The sequence below is a fragment of the Gardnerella sp. DNF00747 genome, from assembly GCF_049262675.1.
Classification (GTDB): Bacteria; Actinomycetota; Actinomycetes; order Actinomycetales; family Bifidobacteriaceae; genus Bifidobacterium; species Bifidobacterium swidsinskii.
In genome coordinates, this window is sequence record NZ_CP058394.1 from 1,326,254 (window position 1) to 1,349,296 (window position 23,043).

19 protein-coding genes, 2 tRNA genes and 1 riboswitch are annotated in these 23,043 nt (G+C 43.5%); of the genes, 4 read left to right on the forward strand and 17 right to left on the reverse strand.

Annotated elements, in window-relative coordinates; all coding sequences use genetic code 11:
* The first annotated feature begins 30 nt into the window (after window positions 1-30).
* A complete protein-coding gene (locus tag HXT32_RS05175) occupies window positions 31-1,659 on the forward strand; it encodes an MDR family MFS transporter (protein ID WP_119522416.1) in 1,629 nt (542 codons plus the stop codon).
* A gap of 53 nt (window positions 1,660-1,712) precedes the next feature.
* Here HXT32_RS05175 and HXT32_RS05180 read toward each other — a convergent pair whose 3' ends face one another.
* The 10 genes from HXT32_RS05180 to pgi form a co-directional block, all read right to left on the reverse strand.
* The gene (locus tag HXT32_RS05180) at window positions 1,713-2,423 is read right to left on the reverse strand and encodes an HNH endonuclease family protein (protein WP_116431905.1); all 711 of its coding nucleotides are present in this window, start codon (window positions 2,421-2,423) and stop codon (window positions 1,713-1,715) included.
* 51 nt (window positions 2,424-2,474) lie between these two features.
* Complete coding sequence (locus HXT32_RS05185; RefSeq protein WP_103013913.1) at window positions 2,475-5,030, reverse strand: ABC transporter; 2,556 nt, start codon at window positions 5,028-5,030, stop codon at window positions 2,475-2,477.
* 270 nt (window positions 5,031-5,300) lie between these two features.
* Entirely contained in the window at window positions 5,301-6,404 is a 1,104-nt protein-coding gene (locus HXT32_RS05190; protein WP_012913876.1) for a LacI family DNA-binding transcriptional regulator, read from the reverse strand.
* 13 nt (window positions 6,405-6,417) lie between these two features.
* Window positions 6,418-7,161, reverse strand: coding sequence for a ribonuclease HII (locus HXT32_RS05195; RefSeq protein WP_004110301.1), 744 nt, complete (start codon window positions 7,159-7,161; stop codon window positions 6,418-6,420).
* Between the two features lie 66 nt (window positions 7,162-7,227).
* The gene (gene lepB, locus HXT32_RS05200) at window positions 7,228-8,016 is read right to left on the reverse strand and encodes a signal peptidase I (RefSeq protein WP_004110299.1); all 789 of its coding nucleotides are present in this window, start codon (window positions 8,014-8,016) and stop codon (window positions 7,228-7,230) included.
* A 28-nt stretch (window positions 8,017-8,044) separates the two neighbouring features.
* Complete coding sequence (gene rplS / locus HXT32_RS05205) at window positions 8,045-8,410, reverse strand: 50S ribosomal protein L19 (protein ID WP_004105329.1); 366 nt, start codon at window positions 8,408-8,410, stop codon at window positions 8,045-8,047.
* 247 nt (window positions 8,411-8,657) lie between these two features.
* Window positions 8,658-10,172 carry an ATP-binding cassette domain-containing protein gene (locus HXT32_RS05210; RefSeq protein WP_116432044.1) on the reverse strand — a complete coding sequence of 505 codons (1,515 nt, stop codon included), beginning with the start codon at window positions 10,170-10,172 and terminating at the stop codon, window positions 8,658-8,660.
* Between the two features lie 80 nt (window positions 10,173-10,252).
* Window positions 10,253-12,001 carry an ABC transporter permease gene (locus tag HXT32_RS05215; RefSeq protein WP_422118939.1) on the reverse strand — a complete coding sequence of 583 codons (1,749 nt, stop codon included), beginning with the start codon at window positions 11,999-12,001 and terminating at the stop codon, window positions 10,253-10,255.
* A 268-nt stretch (window positions 12,002-12,269) separates the two neighbouring features.
* Window positions 12,270-12,407 carry a hypothetical protein gene (locus HXT32_RS05220; RefSeq protein ID WP_162861117.1) on the reverse strand — a complete coding sequence of 46 codons (138 nt, stop codon included), beginning with the start codon at window positions 12,405-12,407 and terminating at the stop codon, window positions 12,270-12,272.
* A 109-nt stretch (window positions 12,408-12,516) separates the two neighbouring features.
* Window positions 12,517-12,673, reverse strand: a riboswitch (M-box (ykoK) riboswitch).
* Window positions 12,674-12,843: 170 nt separating this feature from the next.
* On the reverse strand, window positions 12,844-14,538 hold the full coding sequence (gene pgi / locus HXT32_RS05225) for a glucose-6-phosphate isomerase (RefSeq protein ID WP_116440361.1): 1,695 nt from the start codon (window positions 14,536-14,538) through the stop codon (window positions 12,844-12,846).
* Window positions 14,539-14,891: 353 nt separating this feature from the next.
* Between pgi and HXT32_RS05230 the strand changes: the two genes are divergently transcribed.
* Together HXT32_RS05230 and HXT32_RS05235 are read left to right on the forward strand one after the other, a co-directional pair.
* A tRNA-Thr gene (locus HXT32_RS05230) sits at window positions 14,892-14,964 on the forward strand.
* Between the two features lie 70 nt (window positions 14,965-15,034).
* Window positions 15,035-15,115, forward strand: a tRNA-Leu gene (locus tag HXT32_RS05235).
* Between the two features lie 13 nt (window positions 15,116-15,128).
* Here the strand turns inward: HXT32_RS05235 and HXT32_RS05240 are convergent.
* The 3 genes from HXT32_RS05240 to HXT32_RS05250 all read right to left on the reverse strand — a co-directional run bounded on the left by HXT32_RS05240 (window position 15,129) and on the right by HXT32_RS05250 (window position 18,780).
* Window positions 15,129-15,815: a non-canonical purine NTP pyrophosphatase gene (locus HXT32_RS05240; RefSeq protein ID WP_119522414.1), complete on the reverse strand. Its 687-nt coding sequence runs from the start codon at window positions 15,813-15,815 to the stop codon at window positions 15,129-15,131.
* Window positions 15,816-15,837: 22 nt separating this feature from the next.
* Window positions 15,838-16,599 carry a ribonuclease PH gene (rph, locus tag HXT32_RS05245; protein ID WP_012913873.1) on the reverse strand — a complete coding sequence of 254 codons (762 nt, stop codon included), beginning with the start codon at window positions 16,597-16,599 and terminating at the stop codon, window positions 15,838-15,840.
* Window positions 16,600-16,665: 66 nt separating this feature from the next.
* Complete coding sequence (locus HXT32_RS05250; protein WP_116994884.1) at window positions 16,666-18,780, reverse strand: ABC-F family ATP-binding cassette domain-containing protein; 2,115 nt, start codon at window positions 18,778-18,780, stop codon at window positions 16,666-16,668.
* 127 nt (window positions 18,781-18,907) lie between these two features.
* Between HXT32_RS05250 and rnc the strand changes: the two genes are divergently transcribed.
* A complete protein-coding gene (rnc, locus tag HXT32_RS05255; protein WP_116994885.1) occupies window positions 18,908-19,738 on the forward strand; it encodes a ribonuclease III in 831 nt (276 codons plus the stop codon).
* Between the two features lie 515 nt (window positions 19,739-20,253).
* Here rnc and rpmF read toward each other — a convergent pair.
* From rpmF to coaD, 4 genes are all read right to left on the reverse strand, one after another.
* A complete protein-coding gene (gene rpmF, locus HXT32_RS05260; RefSeq protein ID WP_004574042.1) occupies window positions 20,254-20,448 on the reverse strand; it encodes a 50S ribosomal protein L32 in 195 nt (64 codons plus the stop codon).
* Between the two features lie 184 nt (window positions 20,449-20,632).
* On the reverse strand, window positions 20,633-21,319 hold the full coding sequence (locus HXT32_RS05265) for a YceD family protein (protein WP_004110281.1): 687 nt from the start codon (window positions 21,317-21,319) through the stop codon (window positions 20,633-20,635).
* Between the two features lie 2 nt (window positions 21,320-21,321).
* The gene (locus HXT32_RS05270; RefSeq protein ID WP_102703370.1) at window positions 21,322-22,359 is read right to left on the reverse strand and encodes a hypothetical protein; all 1,038 of its coding nucleotides are present in this window, start codon (window positions 22,357-22,359) and stop codon (window positions 21,322-21,324) included.
* 15 nt (window positions 22,360-22,374) lie between these two features.
* Complete coding sequence (coaD, locus tag HXT32_RS05275) at window positions 22,375-22,923, reverse strand: pantetheine-phosphate adenylyltransferase (RefSeq protein WP_012913867.1); 549 nt, start codon at window positions 22,921-22,923, stop codon at window positions 22,375-22,377.
* Window positions 22,924-23,043: the final 120 nt, after the last annotated feature.

Below are 23,043 nucleotides of genomic sequence, written 5' to 3' on the forward strand. Positions count from 1 at the left end.
CTATGCTTAAAAATACGCTTAAGAAAAACTATGTTTAAGAACAAAAAAGGATGTTTTATTTTGACGCACTCAACATGGCTGTCTAATAAAAGCCAAGATCTCAGTCATGCATTAACAGGCGAAGAAGCATACAATAACAATCGTCTTACACGTCCTGCTTTAATTTCTCTCGCTATTCTTACGTTTATTACATTTATCGGCAATTTCGCACAATTACAACTTACTGCAGCATTGCCAACAATAGTTCAAGAATTTGGTATAAGCGTCACAACTGGTCAGTGGCTTACTTCTATTTTCCAGCTGATTATGGCAATTATGGTTCCACTTACAGCATTTTTAACAAGACGCTTTTCTACTCGCCAAATTGTTATTACTTCCATGTCGCTTTTTACTTTTGGATCCGTACTTGCATGGCTTAGTAACGACTTTATGATGGCACTGGTTGGTCGAACTCTTGAAGCTATTGGCACTGGCGTAATGTGGCCTGTTTTACAAATTACCGTATTCTCCGTCTACCCTGTTACTCGCAGAGGTATGGCAATGGGAAGCGTTGGCATGGCTATGAGTATTGCTCCAGCAATCGGTCCTACTATTGGCGGTTTGCAAACTGATATTAATGGATGGCGTTCTATTTTCTGCTCTCTTACTATTATCGGAGCAATATCCGTCGTTTTGGCAGTATTTTTCTTGCATAATTTTGGAGAACACGATCTTAACGCGCATGCTGATTTCTTCTCGGTTGGCCTTTCGGTTATTGGCTTCGGCGGGCTCATGTTTGGATTCACTAATATTGAAGGATGCGGAATTTCACACCCATTATCTTGGGCTCCTATGATTATTGGCACTTTTGGAATTGCTTGGTTTGTTATAAGGCAGTTGCGAGCGCAAAAACGCGGTCACACTCCTCTTCTTGGTCTTAATGTGCTTAAAAACCGCTACTTTATGGTAGGTACTATTTGCGCTTGCCTTACATTTTTTGCTTTCAGCTCAATTATGGTGCTTATTCCGCTTTATATTCAGTCTGATCGTGGTTTTTCAGCAACTATGAGCGGCTTAATTCTGCTTCCTGGAGCGTTCGGCATGGCTATTTCGCAGTATTTTGGCGGTCGTATGCTAGATTGCTTTGGAGTGCGCCCAGTTGCTATGGCAGGCTCTATTATTCTGTTTTTTGGCACTGTAATGATGAGTCTTATTGACATGGATACATGGATTTGGTGGATTTCCATTTGGCAGTTTACTCGCCAAATTGGCATGGGATTCTTGCTTATGCCAATAACTACGTGGTCGCTTAATTGTTTGCGTAAGGAAGAACTTGGCGATGGTTCGGCTGTAACTAATACTATGCGTCAGCTTTGGGGAGCTATTGGAGCACCTGTTTTAGTAGTTACAATGACAGTATTGACAACTCTTCACCATTCTGGCACAGGTCACGCTGCCGATGTTGCTGCTAGTATTTTCGGAGTTCAATGGACTTTGCGCATTAGTGCTATTATTACAGGAATTATGGCTCTTATCGTTATTTTTGGAGTCAAGGGCGAAGGCACGGGTTCTGCTCACAATCTTGCGCGTAGAGCTATTGATCGCATGCGCGTGTTGCATATTCCTCATTCAGCAGAGCATCACGACGTAATGCACGATCACACTCATAATCATTACTAAACGCTTATTAAACGCTTACTAAGTCGCTTTACGAATACCAAACTGAGAAATCCTTACTTTGGTAATTTTTGTGCAGAACAGTTATGCAATACGCTTTCCATACTCTGCTTTTCTTCGCGAGTTACAGTTAAACCATATTTATACTTAACAGCTATTTGCCTAGCAACATATTCGCACCTGAAGGTTTTGTTTGAAGGAAGCCAGTAAGCTGCGGACGCGGAACCTTTTTCTTGATTAGCAGCTCCCTCAACCGCGAGTAGGTTCATCATATCGTTGCCAAATTTTAATCGTTTTGCACGATTCCATTTCCACGCTCCAGATTCCCACGCATTTTGTAATGCAACAACATGATCTATTTGAACTAATGCACTGGTTTTTCGCCCACGCACGAAGTGAATATCTTTGCCAGTATACGGATCATGCAACAAGCCGAAACGCACTTGGCAGGATCCTGCGTACTTGTATTTCACATTTTGTAAATCACGCGCTAAAACGTCTTCCCTAACGTCACATCCGTTACCGTCATCGTCAGTAGTACGATATCCAAATACTTGACGCTCGTACCCGTAACGATAAGGCTTAGATATACGCAATTTTCCCAATGCTTGTGCAGCTTCTCCGCTTGCTTCATATTCTCCTGTAATCTTCCCAACGCTACTGTTTATTTTAGGAAGCAACAAGCCAATAACAATCCCACATAAAACAGCAAACAGCAGCATCCAGAACAGCGCAAGAAACTGCCTCTTGTTACAACGATTACGCATGCTCAGTCCCCCAACTCAACTTATGCATATTCAATATTTTTTAAATTAAAGTTAGTTACTGCTCTTAACTCTCATAACAGACGGTATTCTTTGTAAAACAACATCTACAACTTGCTGAATCATAATTACCAGCAAAACCATTGCCATAACAGCATAAACCGTACTCCATGCTGGAATATTAGCTGGCACCGGATGAATGGTGTGAGAAACCACTAGTGCGGCTACAGAAATGCTAATTAACGATATAGCAAGAACAAGTGCCGACATGCCTCCACTTTTACGAGCCAGACGCATTCTTTGTTGAGAAACTTTATGCATTGAAGTAACCATTCGATTAACGCAATGCTCACCTTGCCTAAATGCAAGTACTTCATCGATACCAAGCTCAATATCACTTACTTCATTCTCAACTTCATGTTGTTCAATGCGCACTTTATTTGCAATATGCTTGGAGCGTATAAGTAAGTATCGAGGAACAATAAACATAATAAACACGCATGAAACAATAGCTACATAAGACAAATTCGCATCGAAATAGTACAAAACAACCATAAGAGGTACAACTGCAAATATCATTCCAACATTCATGCTGATATGAGCTTTATGCCAATGTTCGTGATGCATATCTACACCTGCAAATGTTGTAACAAGAGTTAATGCACGAACTGCCATACAAGCAACAGCAACAAGCACGCACTGTTGCATTACAAAACCAAATATTGGACGTCCTGCAACAGCAAACATCGCTGAAACAATAGCAACAGGAATACATACTGCAGAAACAAGATTGAGAGCAGTACTAAACATTGATATAAAAGCAAAAATAGCACGTTTGAACTTTGAGATTGTTCTCACTTCATAAGTATAAGCAATACTTGCAATAGAAGAAATATGCTTGTTTTTATTAGGATCTTGCTGAGCTTGCTCAACATTATGCGAGTTTTGCGAGTTTTGAGATTCGTTTAATTGATTTAGTTGCGTAATATTTTTAGAACTATCATTAGCAACATGACGATACGATTCTACAGTTGCTATTTCGTCCGTTGAGCTAATGCCATCATCATTTGGCATTAATACTATTACATTTGCATAACGCGCTATGCGACGCAATATTTTAACAATTTCTTCAGCCTCATGATTGCTAATATCACATTGGGAATAATCAAAAACGTACACTTTAGTGTGTCTTAAAATTGCTCTAGCAAGAATAACGCGACGCTTTAAATCTTCAGAATTATAGGATGCTTCAGGATTATTAAAAAGTCTATCTATTGGCATATCTAGACCGTCGTAATCGGCATAAACAACACCATCTATTCGCACAGCTCGCAATGCATCCCACATCGCAGTAGTCGTAGCTGTTGGAGCAGCCAAAAGTAAGTTTTCTCGCAATGTTGTGGAAAATAGATGACTTCGCTCGCTAACTATAGTAACAATATCTGCTAAAGCTGCAGAACTTGCATCGTTCAACGACAAGTAAGATGCACTATCGTTTGCGTCAAATACTTCAGAAACTACAAATGGAGAAACGTCGTCTTCATGAATATCATAACGGTCGCTATAAGAAAGCAATATGTCAGCAGATTTATTAAAACCTGTTCCAGAAAGTATTTTCTCACGCATAACATGATGATATTTACTTGGAATAACTTGCAATTCACCAGATTTTGCAATTATCGATAAACGTTGAGCTTCATTAGTATTCGCATTATTTTCCGAAATATTGCATCGCATACGCAAAGCAATATTGGTTGAGCCATCAGGCAAAGATAATGTTGAACCGTCGTCACTAAATGCTATTGGAGCAGGAGAATCAGTAACCATTTGCAACAATGCTTCAACATGATTCAAACCATTAACAGCATGTTTAACTACATGCATATTCTTACCAACAATTCTCAGTGGCTGGACGCTTAACATTAACAAAGGCATTGTCAACAGAGCTGCAGCAAGACCTACACCTTTAACGGAAGATAACCAAACAGTTGCAACAATTGCGAGTCCAGCAATAACATAGGCAAATAATGCACTTACACAACGCCACGATACTGGGCTTAGTGCCAACGAGAATATAAGAGAAGCAACATTAAACAACGCAGCTAATGCGCAAATCCCAGCTATAGCAGGGTTAACTGTAAATAGTGCTGCAGAAACGACTACAGGAACAGGAATAGATGCAATAATTTGTGGAACTAAAGAAGCAACAAAACTTTGTATTGCAAAAATATCTTCATTTACGCGCAAAGAAGTAATGTCATGAGAATCTTCAATATCTACAGAGCGTAGAGATAACATTGCGCGCAACATTTTAGGGCGCAAACGCATAGCTATTCGCGACTCAATTTCTGCACAAACAGTACACGACCAGTAAAAAACTGCATATTTCAGCAAAATAATAGCAGCTAAAACAATAATGTAAGACGTAAATTCAACAGAACTCATTAAAGAAGTTCCAGTAGAACGAACAGGTCTTAATACTGGAGACAACATCCCAACGCAAACGTAGACAAAAGCTATGTTTACAAGATAAGAAATCGCAAGACACGCCGACCTTAAAACAACTAGATGCTTAATTCCTGGCACGAACGCAAAGCAGCGATTTATCATCTCCTGATCCTTTTTCTTTATTCCATATTTATTCAAAAACCACACACTCCCAACAGATGTTAAGATTACGCTTCACACACACCATCAACACGCCGACAGCCGCGTAATTATGCTGATTTTAAGCCATTTTGCCAGATATTAGCATTAAGAAAATAAAGTTGTTTCACAACTGTTTCACGCAATATTTAAATAATCAAAAAAATAATTAAAAATACCATTTTTAATTCTATTCTCAATAATTTTTTAATACAATTTTTGACGATCGCAAAATTATCTCAATACTGCACCAATAGAAGAACGCAATTTTAAGCTAGCAGGTATTTGTCCAACTCCATGAGACATATCTGGGAATGCTGGTTCAGGCCCATGATTCATTAATCTCAAAGCTTCACGCACTGCCAACGACCCTAATTGCTGCATATCGAGACTCACAGTTGTAAGAGGTGGGAAAAAATCACTTATTGCCGGAATATCGCCGAAACCAACAACACTAATATCACTCGGAATTTTCAAACCGTGCTCATACAAGGAACGCACAACTCCTACTGCCTGCTCATCGCTTGAAGCAACAATAACAGTCGGCAATGCAATGCCATCTATACCAAATTTCTCAATCATATGATTCATTCGCGCGTAACTTTCAGAAGACTTCCACGAAGTACATTGCACAATATGCGAATGAATACCTTGAGCAGTTGAAAGTGAACGCCATGCAATGAGTCGCGTTGCAGCACCTCTCCATTGTGAAGGACCTGCTATATAAATGGCATTTCGATGTCCATAATGCGCAATAAGTGACACAATATCGTTCATTGCGCGAGATTGATTAATCCCAATCATTGAATACTCAACGTTGCTATGAGAACGCAACATATTCATGCCTTCATGCGCGCTTATCGCACCATGAGTAGCAGTAACACATACGCACGGCTTAAGAATACGCGTACGACACAGTGACGTAAATATTGCGTCTGTTGGAGCGTCAATTATTAATCCGTCGACATTTTGCTCTTCAAAACTCTCGCATAAATCTTGAATATCACTTTGTTCACATAACGTTTCGTTGACCATGCTAATAGAAAGAAAAAGACCACGAGATTTTGCTTGCGCTTCTATAGGAGCAATAATGTTTCGAGATGTTCTATTTTCTGCACCAACGATAAGCCCTAAAGTACGCGACCTCTTAGTCGCTAATGCGCGCGCTGAATTGCTTGGATAATACCCAAGTTGCTCAATAACTCGCAGAACTTTAATTCGCGTGTTAGCAGAAACATCAGGAGAATTATTAATAACGCGAGAAACAGTTTGATGACTTACGCCAGCAGCATGCGCAACATCGATCATTGACACGCGTTTTGCTTCATTTTCTGCCATATATACCCCTCGCTTATAGATGCCAAGACAGTCTATGCAAATCGCTAGGTCCTACTTTTTTAATGGCATTGCGATGAGCTAAAGAGCCGTAACCCTTATTACTTGCCCAATCGTAGGCTGCATATTTCGGATTTTTAGCAAGAGATACCATAAGATTATCCCTAGTAACTTTTGCCAAAACTGCAGCTGCAGCTACGCTCGCACACTGTCTGTCTGCTTTTACTAAAGTATGGACTTTTACAGGCTCAGGAATGTAAGGAGCGTCAAAAGTATTTGCGACTTTGTCAATATAATCGCAAGGTCCATCCAATATTGCTGCAATACGAAAGTTTGAATTCTCACGCGTATTCTCACGCGTATTCGCATTTACGCTAAAACTTAGCTTTTTAATATCTTCCTCAACTTTAGAAATTGCTTTTAATGCAGCAACACCAAGAGCATAGCTAATACCCCACTCATCAATTTCTGTGTTAGTGCAAGACCCGACTGCCCAAGTTGTACACCATTTTTGCAACGGTTCATAAAGCTCTTCTCGACGCTTTTCACTCAGCAATTTAGAATCAGCTAAGCCTTCAGGCATATAGTTTTCTTTTACTTGTTTAATTCCAATAACTGCAGCTCCTACCATCACAGGACCTGCAAGAGAGCCTCTTCCTACTTCATCAAGACCAATAACCCAATCATAGCCTTCGCAAAGCAGATCTTGCTCATATTTAAATGATGGAACAAGCGGTATATTGGATGATTTATTTGACATAATTAAAATCAGTAGATACAAGTCGCGCTAACACAATTTCGTTAATACTCATTGCGTTAATACTTTTTATTTTGCAGGACGATCAGGCACATCTTTAAAATCATCATGGTGTTCGTCTAAAAGACCAATTCGATCAAGCGGCCACGATCTAAACACAGCAACGCCCTCGATTTTGGAAATCGGAACTAAGCCATCATCGCCATCATTGCGATGATATCGTGAATCCGCAGAATTAGAACGATTATCGCCCAAAACAAACACGTGACCAGCTTTAACTTTTACTTTAAACGGAAAAGCACTCGGGTCAACACCAGGACGAATATAGGAAGATTCTCGTATTGGAACACCGTTTACAACAATAGGCTGCCCAGCGCCTTTACACTCAACAGTATCCCCAGGCAAACCAATAAGACGCTTAATTAAATCCTTGCCAACAACACCGGAAGAATTTTCACCACTCAACCAATGTGCAGGATCCTCAAAAACAACAATATCTCCACGCTTTAATGGGAATAAGCGCGGAGTTAGCTTAGTCGTAATAACATAATCACCAATATGAATAGTATCTAGCATAGAGCCAGAAGGAATTGTGTAAGCTCCAAATAGGAACACACGAATAAGTATCACTACTAATACTGGAATACCGAACCATGTTATAGCATCGCGCAAAGTTAGGCGGTCATTTTTAGCACGCTTAGAATGTGCAAAATGCTTACCTTTTCTATTTTTGCGCTTAAACATGCGAGAGCCGGAAGGTAAATCTCCTTCCGGCTCTGGTGGAACCGGTGAAGGATCTATACCATGACCCGCTACTGAAACGATATGAGTATCGCTAATTTGCGTGTCATCAGTCATAACAAATACCCTTCACATAAGTTCTATTTTACTTAGCAGAGTTATCGCGACGCTCAGCAATACGAGCAGCCTTACCACGCAAAGCGCGCAAGTAGTACAGCTTAGCGCGACGAACGCGACCGCTACGAACCAGCTTAATCGAATCGATAGCTGGAGAATGAAGTGGGAAACGACGCTCAACACCAGTGCCGAAGCTCACCTTACGAACAACGAAAGTTTCACGCACGCCAGCACCCTTACGAGCAATCACAACGCCGGTGAAAGTCTGAATACGAGTGTTGTTGCCTTCCTGAATCTTAACGTTGACGTCAACGGTATCGCCAGGACGGAAAGCTGGAATTTCTTCAGCAGCCTTAAGATGCTTAGCATCAAATGCTTCTACAGCATTTACCATAATATTCCTCCATCGCCGCCGCATATCGACGCATAGTAAGCGTTAGCAACAAATGTGCTACGCAAATCTTTCCCCAAAAAGTTCGCTTTTTAGGGGACTTCCGATCCGCGCAATCTTAAATAAGAAGCGACTAGACCTAAAAGATAAAAGAACTATGCGGCATCCCTTTATCGAAAGCATACAAGTACCAAATTTATGCTCAATAATGGACATTATTGAGCATAATTCCGCACTATTCCGCACTATTTCAGCGCACAACTCCATCGAGAGGAGCAGTTTCAACTGTACGAGTCAACTCGTCATCATCAGCGTCATAATCAAACAACTCGCCGTAACGACCCCAGCTAATTGCAATATCAAACTGCTGACGCGCCAAAGCATCCGTGTGCTTACTGCGCAACAAATCCAAAATCAGCTCGCCACGAAGCTTTCCGTTACGATTCCTACTCAAAGCTTGATCAATTGCGTGCACAAGAGACGCATGTTCAATCGCAAGACGAGCAAAAACTTGCTTACTGTGCAAAATATCGGCATTATGCCACTCTTCACCCTCAGAAGTGATAGTAATATGACCATTTTCTGCAGTAAGCAAATTAAGCATCGTGCCAGCATCAACAAGTGGGAACAAATCATCAATCTCAAACGACAAATCAGCTGCCAAATCAGCCAAATCAATGCCATCTGGGCTTTCAGAAATCACGTCAAGCAAACCAGCCATACCACCTGGTGTAGCGTTTGGAAGCAAACGAACAGCCACAGGCTCTGTCTTTGTCTCACCTGCTTCAGCTTCATCCTCACTTTGCTTATCTTCATCTTCATCGTCATGGTGGCGCTGAATAAGCATATCTGCAATTGCTGCAGCTTCGTTATCTTCAGCATCTTCATTAGTTGCATTATTTGCTTGATCTTGAGAATCAGCATCTTCGGAAGCGTCTTGCTCTGCAGTGCTTTCTGGAGCAGAACCAGTCAAAATAGCATACAAATTATCAACCATCGCTTCAAATTCAGCACTGTGCTTATCTCGAGGACGAGGCAAATCAACATTCACATCAGCAATTAAGTGACCTGGATGAGATCCAAGAACCACAACGCGATCAGCCATTTGCACAGCTTCTTCAATATTGTGCGTCACAATAAGCACAGACTTAATATCTCGCTCCTCGCTAGACCACAACTTAAGAACTTCCTGACGCAAGTTTTCAGCAGTAAGCACATCGAGAGCAGAGAACGGCTCGTCCATAAACAATGCATCTGGTCTCAGCACCAACGCGCGCGCAATACCAACTCGCTGACGCATACCGCCGGAAAGTTCCTTAGGATACGCTGTTTCAAAGCCATCCAAACCGATTGCATCAATTGCAGCTAAAGCAAGCTCAGTACGCTTTTCTTTACTAACACCTCTAGCACGCAAGCCAAGTTCCACATTGTCTTGTACTGTAAGCCACGGCATAAGAGCGAAGGTTTGAAATACGATTGCAACTCCTGGGTTTGGGCCTGTCAGCTCGCGTCCGCGATATGTTACTGTGCCTTCTGTTGGCTGCACAAGACCAGCCATTGTGCGTAGAAAAGTTGATTTTCCAGCACCAGAACGTCCCAATATTGCCACGATTTCACCCTCGCGAAGAGTGAAAGAAATATCGTGCAAAACGTGCTGAGTAGTGCCACTGTCAGAAGTGAAGCTTTGACTGATGTGCTTTGCGTCGATAATATCGCTTGTAATTGAGGATTGCACCTTTTTTGCATTGCTCTTTAAAGTATTCATAATTTTGCCAATCTTTTCCATAAAATTTTGTTATTTTAAGCGATTTATTAGTAAATTTATTAGTCGATTTGTTAGTCAATCTAATTCAATACGTAACGTTTTTCGGAAATACGTTGCATTGGCGACCAGAATAATCGGTTGCTTAAAACAACAATCAAGCTCATAACAGTTACGCCAACTAAAGTGCGCGCAGAATCTCCTAAAGTAGTTGCATTAGTAATATATGCACCCAAACCCTGAGTTTCCATGTGGTTCTTTCCATATTCCACAATCTCAGACACAATCGAAGCATTCCAAGCACCGCCTGCAGCTGTAATACCGCCAGTGCACCATGAACCGAAAATAGACGGCAAAATAAGCGTCTTCCATCGCAAAGTACGATCCAAGCGGAAGCTGCGCGTCATTTCACGCAAATCATCCGGAATAGCACTAGCACCTGCAATAACATTGAACAGAATGTACCATTGCGTACCAAGAGCCATCAAAATAATACTTCCCCAACCAAGATCAATATGCCAAGACATAAACCAAGCCATAGCAAACGGGAAGATGAAGTTTGCTGGGAAGCTAGCAAGAATTTGCACTATAGGCTGCATAATACGCGAAATCTTAGGATTCATGCCGATTACAACACCAACAGGAACCCAAATAAGCGAGCTTATTAAAATCAACGCAGCAACGCGCATAAAAGTGATGCCACCAAGCATGCCTGCAGTAATGAACTCATGCAAACCTGCAGTTGTATACACAAAGTAAAGCATATGGGCGGCGCCAGCAGCCACAATAATTAGCATAATAACGTTGAATACCCAATCACCAAGCTTATGCTGAGCAGCCTTATGAGGCCACTTGGAGCCTGTGCGACCGAATGGGCGCGTTACTTTTTCAAGCCACTCGCGAATTGGCAAAAACAGCTTACTAATAACTTCATCTGCATGAGAGTGACGAATAAGAGTCAAAATAGCACTGTGACGCTCATTATCAGATGCGCTTTGCGTAATGCGGAAACGCTCAGCCCAAGCTGTAAGCGGTTTCCACAAGAAGAAGTCAAGTGCCAAAACAACAATCACCATCGACACAATAGCCCACCAAATAAGACCAAGCTTATTTTCGGCAGCAGCTTGTGCCACAAAACTACCGATGCCAGGAAGAGTGTAAGTGTGATTATTTACGGAAATCATTTCCGAAGCTGTAAGGAAGAACCATCCGCCTCCAACAGACATCATGCAATTCCAAAGCAGCGGAATCATTGCGTTAGGCATGTCTAGCACCCAGAAACGTTGCCAATGCGTGAGTTGCAAACTACGAACTGCCTCATCCAGTTCCTTTGGCTCGCTGAGCAGCGAACGGTGGAACGAAAAAGTCATATTCCATGCTTGACTCGTAAAAATAGCAAAAATCGAAGCGGCTTCAACACCAAGCATCGATCCAGGAAAAATTACCAACCAAATAGTGACAGTTGCCGAAAGGAAGCCAAGAATTGGAACTGATTGCAAAATATCTAGAAGAGGAATAAGCACCTTGCCAAGCCTACGACTGCGAGCTGCAAGAGAGCCATAAACAATAGTAAATATAAGAGATGCAACTAATGCGATCAGCATGCGAAATACTGAGCGCAAAGTGTAGTAAGGCAGATTGATTAAGTCCGTGGATACCTTAGATGGTATGCCACTTGGACCAATCGGCTGATTTATGCGCTGAATAAGGAAGGCAGTTACGCCAAAAACGGCAATAATGCCAACGCACACAATAATATCCGACCAGAAACGAGTGTTCTCGTCGACTTGCGCACCTGCGCTTTCTTTGCGCGAAGTTGTAAATACGGTCATAATAAAGTCCTCGAATAGGCAATAAGTGGGTTCACCTTCATGTATTTTTTATTTCTATTCATTTATTACGCAGATATCTATTGAGATTTCTATGCGGATTTCTATTTAGATTTTCGTAAATTCTTGCGTAAAGATCTGCGTAACTTTTCTTGTGTAAATTCTTGCGTAGCCGTATCACCATTGATTACGTTACAGGCGCAAATAACTAGAACTCACGTTTTAACTTCGTAAATTATATTTCGCAAGTTGTATTCGTAAGTTATATATTTCACAAGTTTTGCAACCTAAATTCGGTGATTGCCGGCTTCATATATTCAGGAGGAACATCCGAACTACTACTGCCAATAGTGTCGGAGCCTTCATCAGTACGAGTACTAGAATTATGGCTTTTACTGTCATGTTTCACGGCAAATCACCTCCTTAAGTTAGTGCGCTGCCGGCGCAAATCTTCATCATTGAATCGGAGGTTTACAAGAGAACAGAGACGCACCAAAACACACAAATGCATGTTAAGCGTGCCACGTCGTTCAAGCTTCAGCTTCGCAGGGCGGTGGCGTTGCATTAGTCGAAGCCTTAAATTCGACAACGACTGTTAACCAGCGTGCAGTGTCTCCACTGTGTTGCGGCAGCAACCCTTATCCCCGTGGTAGCCTTACCTACCGACCGTGCTTATTATAAATTATTGTTGCAGTTGTGTCAACATGCAGCAAAACACATTGCAATGCACTTGAGACCTATAAAACTCAGCGACAGATGCTAAACAAAAAGTCTCTTGACGAATTAACGCCAAGAGACTTATAAACCAACAATCACTAAAAACGATTGCTTATATGACTACTATCTTACTTGCGATGAGCGCGATAGAAGCGAATCAAGCTCTGCGTAGAAGCATCCTGAGCTGCCAAAGCGTCATCATCCTGAGAAATTGCAGGAGTAATCTGCTTTGCAAGCTGCTTGCCAAGCTCCACGCCCCACTGATCGTAAGAATCCAAGCCCCAAACAGTGCCTTCAACGAAGGTGATGTGCTCGTAGAGAGCAATCAATTCACCCAAAGCGAATGGGGTCAAAGCTTCGCCGAAGATGGAAGTGGTTGGACGGTTGCCGCTGAATACGCGAGCTGGAACGATCTCTTCTGCAGTGCCTTCTGCGCGAACTTCGTCAGCAGTCTTACCGAATGCAAGAGCCTTGGTCTGTGCAAGATAGTTACCCAAGAAGAGCTCGTGAACGTCCTGATCACCATCCTTAGTAGGATTTGGCGTGTTCACAAATGCAATGAAATCAGCTGGAATAAGCTGAGTGCCCTGGTGAATCAACTGGTAGAAAGCGTGCTGACCGTTGGTGCCTGGCTCGCCCCAGAAGATTTCGCCGGTTTCGCTTGTTACAGGAGTACCATCCCAGCGAACAGACTTACCGTTGGATTCCATAGTGAGCTGCTGCAAATAAGCTGGGAAGCGGTGCAAGTACTGATCGTATGGAAGCACAGCGTGGGAAGCAACCTTGTAGAAGTTGCGGTACCAAACGTTGAGCATACCAAGAAGAACCACAACATTCTTCTCGAATGGGGTTTCAGCAAAGTAAGTATCGATTGCGTGGAAGCCCTTCAAGAACTCCTCAAAGCGCTCTGGGCCGAGAACAACGGCCAAAGAAGTACCAACAGCGGAGTCCACGGAGTAACGACCGCCAACCCAGTTCCAGAAGCCAAAGGCGTTGGTTGGGTTAATGCCGAACTCTGCAACCTTTTCAAGGTTGGTGGAAACAGCTACGAAGTGCTTAGCAACAGCTTCAGCCTTCTTTGCGTCGCTGCCGTCAATAGCGCCGCACTCCTGAAGCTTATTAAGCAACCAGGTACGAGCGGTACGAGCGTTGGTCAAAGTCTCCAAGGTGGTGAAAGTCTTGGAAACAATGATGAACAAAGTGGTTTCTGGATCCAAATCCTTGGTCTTTTCGGCCATGTCGTTTGGATCAATGTTAGAAACGTAGCGAGCGCTAATACCAGCGTCAGCGTATGGCTTCAAAGCTTCGTAAACCATGACCGGACCCAAGTCGGAACCGCCGATACCAATGTTTACAACAGTCTTAATGTTCTTGCCGGTAACGCCCTTCCAAGCGCCGGAGCGAACTTCGTTAGCGAAATCGTAAATGCGACCCAACACTTCACGAACATCTGCAACAGTATCCTGGCCGTCAACAATGAACTTGCCAGCATCCTCTGCAGGACGACGCAAAGCAGTATGCAAAACTGCACGATCTTCAGTATTGTTAATGTGCACGCCGGTGTACATTGCCTTAGTGCGCTCGTCAAGCTTAACTGCCTTTGCAAGATCTGCGAAAAGCTTCAGAGTTTCAGGCTTAATTAAATTCTTAGAAAGATCGAAGTGGAGATCTCCAGCTTCGAAGCTCAACTTATCCACGCGATTTGCATCCTCTGCAAACCACTTCTTCAGGCAAACGCCTTCTGATTGCAACTCGTCGTAATGCTTCTGCAATGCAGCCCACTCTGGGGTTTTTACGGCGTCAACTGGCGGATTGATGGCCATTGTAAGGTCCTTTCATTTCTTCAACTGACGTGACAGCAACCGTCACTATAGTCCAATTCACAAGATACTCACAAAAGCAGACAGAAACACGCGAAGCTTAACACAAAAATGAACACAATCACACTGATAATTTACACATAAAAATTTGTAGTTTGAGGATGTGCAGTGCTCCAAACGCGCGCAACCTACCCTGCATTTGGAGGGTTATCTGTGGTTTATCACTCCAAACGCGAGGAAATTATCTCACATTTGGAGCATTATCTGTTGCACGACGCGCCAAATTGGACAAATTCAAAAATATGATATATAGTGTTTGATTTGTGCGCGAGTCGCGAATGCGTCTCGGGCAACATGCCACTTTAGCTCAGTCGGTAGAGCGTCTCCCTCGTAATGAGAAGGTCGACAGTTCGATTCTGTCAAGTGGCTCTCTGACTCACTCGAGTGTATTAATACTTTTGATTTGTTTTTATTCGCTCGATTGTTTATATGAGTCTATGCGCGAGTGGCGGAATGGTAGACGCGCAGGATTTAGGTTCCTGTGTCTTACGACGTGTGGGTTCAAGTCCCATCTCGCGCACGAAATTTTTCGCTTATTCAGTAATAAATAATGCCTGCAACTCCGGCAAAAGCGCGCGCAAAGCATTACCTCTGTGCGAAATAGCATTCTTTTCTTCTTGAGTCAGCTCTGCACTAGTCAAACCTTTCATTTGCACACCATCGCGAATAGGCTGAAGATCTGGCACAAACAGCGGATCATAGCCGAAACCATTAATTCCGCGCGCCTCGCACAACAAGTGACCAACCATTTCTCCGACTCGAACAGTCTCAAAGCCATGAGAATGCGACATAACACTGCCTTCAGGAACCTCACTGCACCCATCCGGAATAGCAAGAGCTGCAGCACAACGAAAACGAGCAGTACGACATTGATCTGGGATATCAGAAAGTTGGCGCAAAAGAAGCTCATTATTAGCTTTATCATCTCCATGCACACCACTCCACCTAGCAGAAAGAATACCAGGGGCAGCACCAAGCACATCAACGATAAGACCCGAATCGTCTGCAATAGCGGGATAACCTGTTCTTGCAGCAACATCACGCGCTTTGAGCAAAGCATTCTGTTCAAAAGTCACGCCAGTTTCCACAGGATCAGGCAAGCCAAGAGAACCTGCAGTTACTAACTCGAAACTGTCTGCAAGTTTCGACAATTGCTCCTCTAAAATTTGCTTGATTTCAACGAGTTTTCCCTCATTATGTGTTGCCACAATAAGCTTCACGCCCGTTCTCCTTCAATCTCTTCTATTTTGCTAAAGCGGCTTTTTGAGCAGCTTGCAATTCACGATTACCTTTAGTTGCCAAATCAAGTAACGTATTTAATTCGTCGCGATTAAATGGACGATGTTCTGCAGTGCCCTGAATTTCAATGAAAGTACCGGAACCTGTCATAGCTACATTCATATCTGTCATAGCTTGACTGTCCTCAACATAAGGCAAATCCAGCATAGGAGTGCCGTTAATAACGCCTACAGAGACAGCGGAAATAGAATCCTTAATAACATTTGCAGCAGAGCGAATATGACCATTCTTTTCTGCCCAATGAAGCGCATCTACCAAAGCTACATAAGCTCCAGTTACGGAAGCAGTACGAGTTCCACCATCCGCTTGCAACACGTCGCAATCAATTTGAATCTGGCACTCACCCATCGCTTTCATATCGACTACACCGCGCAAGCAGCGACCAATAAGACGACTAATTTCGTGAGTGCGACCACCAATTTTTCCACGCACAGATTCGCGATCAGTTCGCTCAGCTGTTGCTCTAGGAAGCATAGAATATTCGGCAGTTACCCAACCCAAACCGGAATCTCTACGCCAACGAGGCACACCAACCGTAAAAGTTGCGGTACACATTACGCGCGTATTGCCACACTCAATAAGCACAGAGCCTTCAGGAACATCAGTAAATTTACGTGTTATGTGCACAGGTCGGAGCTCGTCAACATCACGACCGTCAACGCGAATTGGTTTTACAGATTCCAACATATCCTTGATTTGAGTCATACCTCACAAATTTAGCACGTGGCTGTTATCTTCTATTTCATCTTCTTAGCACGCAGCAATTTTGTACTAAAGCTGCTCAGAAAGCTCCATCCACTCATCCTCAAGAGCACTTGCTTCTTGCTCGTTTTTTTGGAGATCTTCGTTAAGAGATTGAAGTCCAACAAAGTCACTTGGGTTATGCGCAGCCATTTGCGCTTCAATTTGCGACTTTTCTTCTTCAAGCTTTGTAAGTTTTCGCTCGATTGCTGAAACTCGCCTTGCAGCATCGTGATAGGCTTTGCCGGTAAGTTTGGGCTCAATTACTGTACTTTCTGAACTTTCTTTAGTTGTAGAATTTGCAGCACTCGAAGCATTCGCAGTACTTGAAGCGCCAACAGTACCAGTAGTACCACTACTATTTTCGTGATCGCGTTGCAGCTTTTCTACAATTTGCAAATACTCATCTACACCGCCTGGAAGGTGACGAATTTTGCCGTCAATAAGCGCAAATTGCTGATCTGTTACGCGCTCAAGCAAGTAGCGATCGTGCGAAACAACAATCAAAGTGCCAGGCCAAGTATCGAGCAAATCTTCCATAACTGCAAGCATGTCAGTATCGAGATCGTTTCCAGGCTCATCCATAATCAGCACGTTTGGTTCGTTTAGCAAAATCAGCAGCAGCTGCATACGTCGCTTTTGACCGCCCGAAAGATCCGCAATTGGTGTCATAAGCTGCTCGGGCTTAAAACCAAGCCTTTCCATAAGCTGACCTGGGGTCACTTCTTTGCCATCAATAATATAGCTAGGCTTATAGCGACTTAAAACTTCTTTTACTTTATATTTTCCAAGCTTTTCAAGCTCTTCTAGCCGCTGCGAAAGCACGGCAAATTTTACAGTCTTGCCAATATTTACGTGTCCAAGCGTAGGCTTTAGAGATCCGTCAATAATGTTTAATAATGTTGATTTTCCTGCTCCATTCGCACCCACAATTCCAAAACGATCGCCTGGACCTATAAGCCAAGTTGCATCGTCTAAAATCATGCGTCCAGTAATAGTTTTGCGCGATGCAGCTGAAGTTTCTGCAATGTTTTCTACGCTCGTAGCAGTATTTTCCGAAGTATTTTCCGCAGAATTTTCAAGAGAATTTTCTTGATTTTCGTCAACGGCAATAGTAACGCTTCCCACGTGAGTTGGTTGCGCAAAAGCAGATTCTACGATATCGACTTTATTTGATTTTTCTGCATTATCTTCACCTAAAGATGCGTTTTCTGCAATATCCGGATCGATATTTTTTAACTGCTGAGCGCTATCGAAAATTTGCGTAACGTCAATTAAATCAACAACTTGCTTACCAAGACGCGAAGTTGCCATTTTCTTCAATTCAAGAGTGTCTCTTAGCGGCGGCACATCTGCAATAAGCTCGCGCGCTTGCTTTACGTGGAACTTTTGCTTAGTAGAACGCGCACGAGCACCCCTGGAAAGCCAAGCTAACTCTTTTCTCGCCAAATTCCTGCGACGCTCTTCGCGCACATCCGCTTGGCGTTCGCGCTCTACACGTTGCATCATATAAGCGCTGTAACCACCCTCGAAAGGATCAATTACGCCGTCGTGCACTTCCCACATCGAAGTGCAAACCTCGTCCAAGAACCAGCGGTCGTGCGTCACAATCAAAAGCGCACCTTGACCGTCCTGCCAACGGTGAAGAAGATGCTCTGCAAGCCAATGAATCGTCACAACGTCCAAATGATTCGTAGGCTCATCCAAAGCCAAAATATCCCAGTCGTGCAACAATAATCTTGCTAAATCTGCGCGCCTGCGCTGACCTCCAGAAAGCGTTCCAACTTTCGCTTCCAAATTTATGCCGCCAAGAAGCGCTTCTACAATTTCGCGCGAACGCTGATCTGCAGCCCACTCGTAATCTTCGCGATTTTCAAGAGCAGCCTCGCGCACAGTTGCGTTATCGTCCAATGGATCGCGCTGGTCCAACATGCCAAAAGTAAGCCCTCCGCGCTTCGTAACGCGACCAGAATCAGGCTGCATTTTACCGGCAAGTAGTCGAAGTAGCGTTGACTTTCCGTCGCCATTTTTTCCAACAATACCGATTCTGTCACCTTCAAAAACTCCAATAGTAACGTCTTTAAAAATCGTTTTTGTAGCAAATTCTAGCGAAACTCGTTCTAATCCCAAATCATACGTAGGCATAATCCACAAATATAGCTGAACACTTATACGAAAGGATATAGAAGGAATATGGAAAAATGCAATCGCAAATGCGAACGCGAAGCTTAAAAGCGCTTGTGTTGGTAGTAGGACTATAATAATACGTGCTATGAAAACTCAGAACAATCAACAGAATATGCAGAATATGCAGAGCAAACACAATCAAAATAATCAAAACAACTCGCATGTGCAACACAACGAAGATGGAGTTTTGAGATTAGATGGCGGTGAAACACGTCCTGGAGACCCAACACAGGAACTTTTAAACGCTTTAGGCACAACTATTTCGCCGGATCTTTTGGTAGAAGCACTCACCCACCGCTCGTTCTCGCACGAGCATCCTGGCACACGAAATTATGAGCGACTTGAGTTTTTGGGCGATGCTGTGCTTGAGTTAGTTTCTACAGAAACGCTGTTTTCTGCACACCCAGACATGACTGAAGGTCAGCTTGCGAAGATGCGAGCGAAAGCTGTGTCTGAATGGGCGCTTTCTGCTGTTGCGCGCGAAAAGCTGCATGTTGGCGCGTATATTCTTCTCGGTCGCGGAGAAATGGAGCAGGGCGGAAATAATAAAGATTCAATTTTGTGCGATATTGTTGAAGCACTTATTGGTGCAACTTTTGTTGAACATGGAATTGATGAAGCTCGCAGAGTTGTGCATCGTTTGATTGACGACACTTTGGCGGAAGTGCTAACTGAAGGACCAGCTCTCGATTGGAAGACTTCGCTTACTGTCAAAGCTCACGATATGGGTTTGGAAGATCCAGAGTATCGAATGGCTGTTTCTGGGCCAGAATACGCTCCAGTATTTGAAGCTCGCGCGGTTTTGGCACATAAGGATGGCGACGAAGTGTTGGGAGTCGGAAGTGGCTCTAGCAAACGAAAAGCGCAACTCGCAGCCGCCGAAATCGCTTGGCACGCACTCGACGCGCGTAAGTAACTACGAACTTTACCTGATTTGCGAACTTTGTCATCGATACTTCGAATACGATAAGCGACTATCAATCAAAGAACGCTAGCAGTATTGCTCTGCCATCACTACAGCAAAAATAACTACCGCACCACAAAAAACACTAACTATTTTCTGAGTAGTGAGGGGTGGGTGTTGCTTGGTCGAGCAATATAAAAGCGGAGCGATAGCAATATCTTTTTGATAAATAACTATTTTTGAAAGAAAGTAACTAAAAAACTAAACTTAACTATGCAACCGCTAAGTCCAAATAAGGTATAAGAGCGTAGCGCTGTCCTCACGGCTAATTGCCGCTCGGCTGAGCTTGCGTGGAAAGTCCACTGGACTTTCCATCTGAGCAAGCTCACGCTCCGAGTTGCTTTCGCGAGCACAATGCTGCGCGAAAGCAGGTCGTCGCGCAAGCAACCCCACCCCTCACAGCCACAATACGCAAGAAAAAGAAAAACCCTGCCACCCGTCGATGGCAGGGTTTCTATTAATAAAACCTACTTGGTGTGCTCGGAGCGAATAGCTTCACGATAAACACGACCACGGAAGGTTCCGCAAGATGGGCAAGCCATGTGTGGGAATGCCTGAGAACCGCAGTTCGGGCAAGTCACAGTCTGCACGGCAGACGCCTTCCAATTAGCGCGACGCGAATGCGTATTAGCACGCGAGGTCTTGTACTTAGGCAGTGCCATAATTCTTTCCTCTATTTCATTCAATCGATTGAGCTTAAGCGTTCTGTATATTACAGCAAGCGCCGTACAAATTGCTAATTTACGTGAACTTGAGTGAGATTTAAGCGAAATCTGTTTTGCGCAAAAGCTCGCGCTCTAAGCGCTCGCTACGAAACTCGCGTTGGAAGTCCACTGGACTTCCAACCTAAGCGAGTTTCCGCTCCGAGTTGCCTTCGCGCGCTAAATCGCAGCGCTCAGGCAGGTCGTCGCGCTTTTCATTCTGCTCAAGCTGAGCTTTCAAATCCTCTAAAGCAGCAAAACGAATATCCGTAACGTCATGATGATGATCTGGATGCTCGTTTAAGTTTTCGCCACACTGAGAGCAAAGTCCGCGACAATCCGGCTCACACAACGGTTGCAACGGCAGCTCACTTACCATCGTGTCGCGAATAAGAGCCTCAATATCCGCAAAATCACCACCCGCAACTAGAGGATACACATTGCCTGACTCGTCATTTTCATCCCAAATTTGCGATTCAGCTTCATCCGCATCGCCACGAGTATTGCGATTATCCGAACGATTAGAACGCGAGTCAGCATATGGAAAGAATACGCACACATCCACTTTCCAATCGCGACGAAGCGGCATCAAGCATCGAGTACATTCTGCATGCACCGGGGCAGTAATACTGCCCTGAAACATTAAGCCGTCAACCACAGCATCAAAATCGCCATCAACCATAACATCACTGCCTGGCTTTACGCCAATAACGTAATCTCCAATACCTTCCGGCGCCGGAAATACGCGATGCAACGACATGCTACTACCAGCGCGCGCAGCCATTTGCGCTACTGGAACAGCCCATGGTGATTGGGATGGATGCGAAGCCATTACTAATTCCTTTCCTCTTCATCATCGTCATACAATGATGAGCTAATGTCATTTTGTACGTGCGCTGCAGCTCGACGACGATCTTCCAACACTCGCTGACCCGCTTGCACATCTTGTTCTAATTTATCTAGCTGCTGCTTTAAGCCTTCCATAACAGTCGCGCAATACTGATCCGCACCTTGCGTAAGCTTGTCTGATTTTGCTTGCGCAGTAGCGAGAATATCGCGAGCTTTCTGTTTTGCTAAAGCCGTTACGTTTTCTTGACCTGCTAAAAATTGAGCACGCTCTTGCGCTTCTTCAATTATTTCTGCAGATTGAGATTGCGCTGAAGAAACAATAGAGCTTGCTTGTGCTTGCGCTGTACGCAAACGTCGCTCTGCTTCTCGCATTAACGCAGAAGCTCGCTCCAATTGCACAGGAAGCATATCTTTCAAACGCGCTAACTGGTCAACGAACTCATCGCGATCAATTTTTACCATTCCTGCAGCAAACAAAACATTCTTGGCTTCCGAAAGAGTTGCTTCCATTGCGTCAATAATGTCGTAAACTGTAGTAAATTCAGCGCGGCTCTTTGAACGCGCTTCATCGCTTATTGTTTCTGCAGCTACTTTTGAAGTTTCAGATTCATTTTCCTCAAAGTCGATAACGCCACCATCTTCTCGCTCTCGTAAATCTGGAAGAGGGAAAGGAGAAAATGATGCTGGCGAAGAAGCTGCTTTGCTATTTTTCTTGTTCTTATTTGTACTATCAGCACCATTATCCTGCACATCTTCCGCAGCAGAAACACTTCCAACTGCCGCAACAGATGACGTTTCTGTGTTGTCAGCATCTGTATCAACTAATAGGTCGCCTTCATGCGCACTTCGTACGTCGGATTGCGTTTTATTTACAACGCCATCTTGAGCATCTTCTTCATCTGCGAGAACCGGATGCAATGGCAGCTTTTGATTGCGATCAACTTGCACTTCGCGCTCCATCGTGTCGTCTCCTTCACTAGATAATCCAGAAGTTGCGTCAGTAAGTTCATTTTTATTTGTCATCTTCTACTCTCCTGTTCAATTGTTCAGCATAGATGAATTATTATCTACGCCTAATGATTGCTCACTAAAAAGCTTTTTTAATAAGGGTATTACGTTATCTGGAACCATGCCAGTAACATTTCCCCCATGACGAGCAACATCTTTAACCACAGAGCTTGAAACATGCTCAAGCACAGGATCAGCAGGCAGGAAAAGCGTTTCGATACCTGCTAATTTGCGGTTCACTAGTGCCATTCCAAGTTCTGCCTCATAATCACCGTTTTGACGTAAGCCTTTTACGATTACTGTAGCACCAACTTTTGTACAGTAGTCAGTAATCAAACCAGCTGTTGAAGTTACTACTATTTTGCAATCGCGATTGAAGCTATTTTGAGATTGCGGCAAATTATTTATTGCTTCTTGAATAATTTTTACGCGCTCAGATTCAGAAAATAACGGAGTCTTTGCAGCATTTACCGCAACTAGCACATGTACTTCATCAAATAGATGCGTACAACGTTGTATTACGTCTAAATGGCCGGCAGTGACTGGATCATACGAGCCGGGGCACACAGCTATAGTCATGCTTTTAGATTATCACCCATTGCGCTCAGAACAAAAATATATTAAAAAATAGCGTTACTTTTATCGTTAAAGATAGAAGTAACGCTAATACGCAATATAAACTACTTAAATACGCAACAT

What these genes read in the sequence shown, in the direction of transcription:
- HXT32_RS05265 (WP_004110281.1), bottom strand. Translation starts at nt 21,319, where the DNA reads ATGGCTTCGCATCCATCCCAATCACCATGGGCTGTTCCAGTAGCGCAA.
- HXT32_RS05180 (WP_116431905.1), bottom strand. Translation starts at nt 2,423, where the DNA reads ATGCGTAATCGTTGTAACAAGAGGCAGTTTCTTGCGCTGTTCTGGATG.
- lepB (WP_004110299.1), bottom strand. Translation starts at nt 8,016, where the DNA reads ATGACTGATGACACGCAAATTAGCGATACTCATATCGTTTCAGTAGCG.
- rpmF (WP_004574042.1), bottom strand. Translation starts at nt 20,448, where the DNA reads ATGGCACTGCCTAAGTACAAGACCTCGCGTGCTAATACGCATTCGCGT.
- coaD (WP_012913867.1), bottom strand. Translation starts at nt 22,923, where the DNA reads ATGACTATAGCTGTGTGCCCCGGCTCGTATGATCCAGTCACTGCCGGC.
- HXT32_RS05250 (WP_116994884.1), bottom strand. Translation starts at nt 18,780, where the DNA reads ATGCCTACGTATGATTTGGGATTAGAACGAGTTTCGCTAGAATTTGCT.
- HXT32_RS05215 (WP_422118939.1), bottom strand. Translation starts at nt 12,001, where the DNA reads ATGACCGTATTTACAACTTCGCGCAAAGAAAGCGCAGGTGCGCAAGTC.
- pgi (WP_116440361.1), bottom strand. Translation starts at nt 14,538, where the DNA reads ATGGCCATCAATCCGCCAGTTGACGCCGTAAAAACCCCAGAGTGGGCT.
- rph (WP_012913873.1), bottom strand. Translation starts at nt 16,599, where the DNA reads ATGACTCAAATCAAGGATATGTTGGAATCTGTAAAACCAATTCGCGTT.
- HXT32_RS05175 (WP_119522416.1), top strand. Translation starts at nt 31, where the DNA reads ATGTTTAAGAACAAAAAAGGATGTTTTATTTTGACGCACTCAACATGG.
- HXT32_RS05185 (WP_103013913.1), bottom strand. Translation starts at nt 5,030, where the DNA reads ATGATAAATCGCTGCTTTGCGTTCGTGCCAGGAATTAAGCATCTAGTT.
- rplS (WP_004105329.1), bottom strand. Translation starts at nt 8,410, where the DNA reads ATGGTAAATGCTGTAGAAGCATTTGATGCTAAGCATCTTAAGGCTGCT.
- HXT32_RS05195 (WP_004110301.1), bottom strand. Translation starts at nt 7,161, where the DNA reads ATGTCAAATAAATCATCCAATATACCGCTTGTTCCATCATTTAAATAT.
- HXT32_RS05190 (WP_012913876.1), bottom strand. Translation starts at nt 6,404, where the DNA reads ATGGCAGAAAATGAAGCAAAACGCGTGTCAATGATCGATGTTGCGCAT.
- rnc (WP_116994885.1), top strand. Translation starts at nt 18,908, where the DNA reads ATGAAAACTCAGAACAATCAACAGAATATGCAGAATATGCAGAGCAAA.
- HXT32_RS05270 (WP_102703370.1), bottom strand. Translation starts at nt 22,359, where the DNA reads ATGACAAATAAAAATGAACTTACTGACGCAACTTCTGGATTATCTAGT.
- HXT32_RS05210 (WP_116432044.1), bottom strand. Translation starts at nt 10,172, where the DNA reads ATGAATACTTTAAAGAGCAATGCAAAAAAGGTGCAATCCTCAATTACA.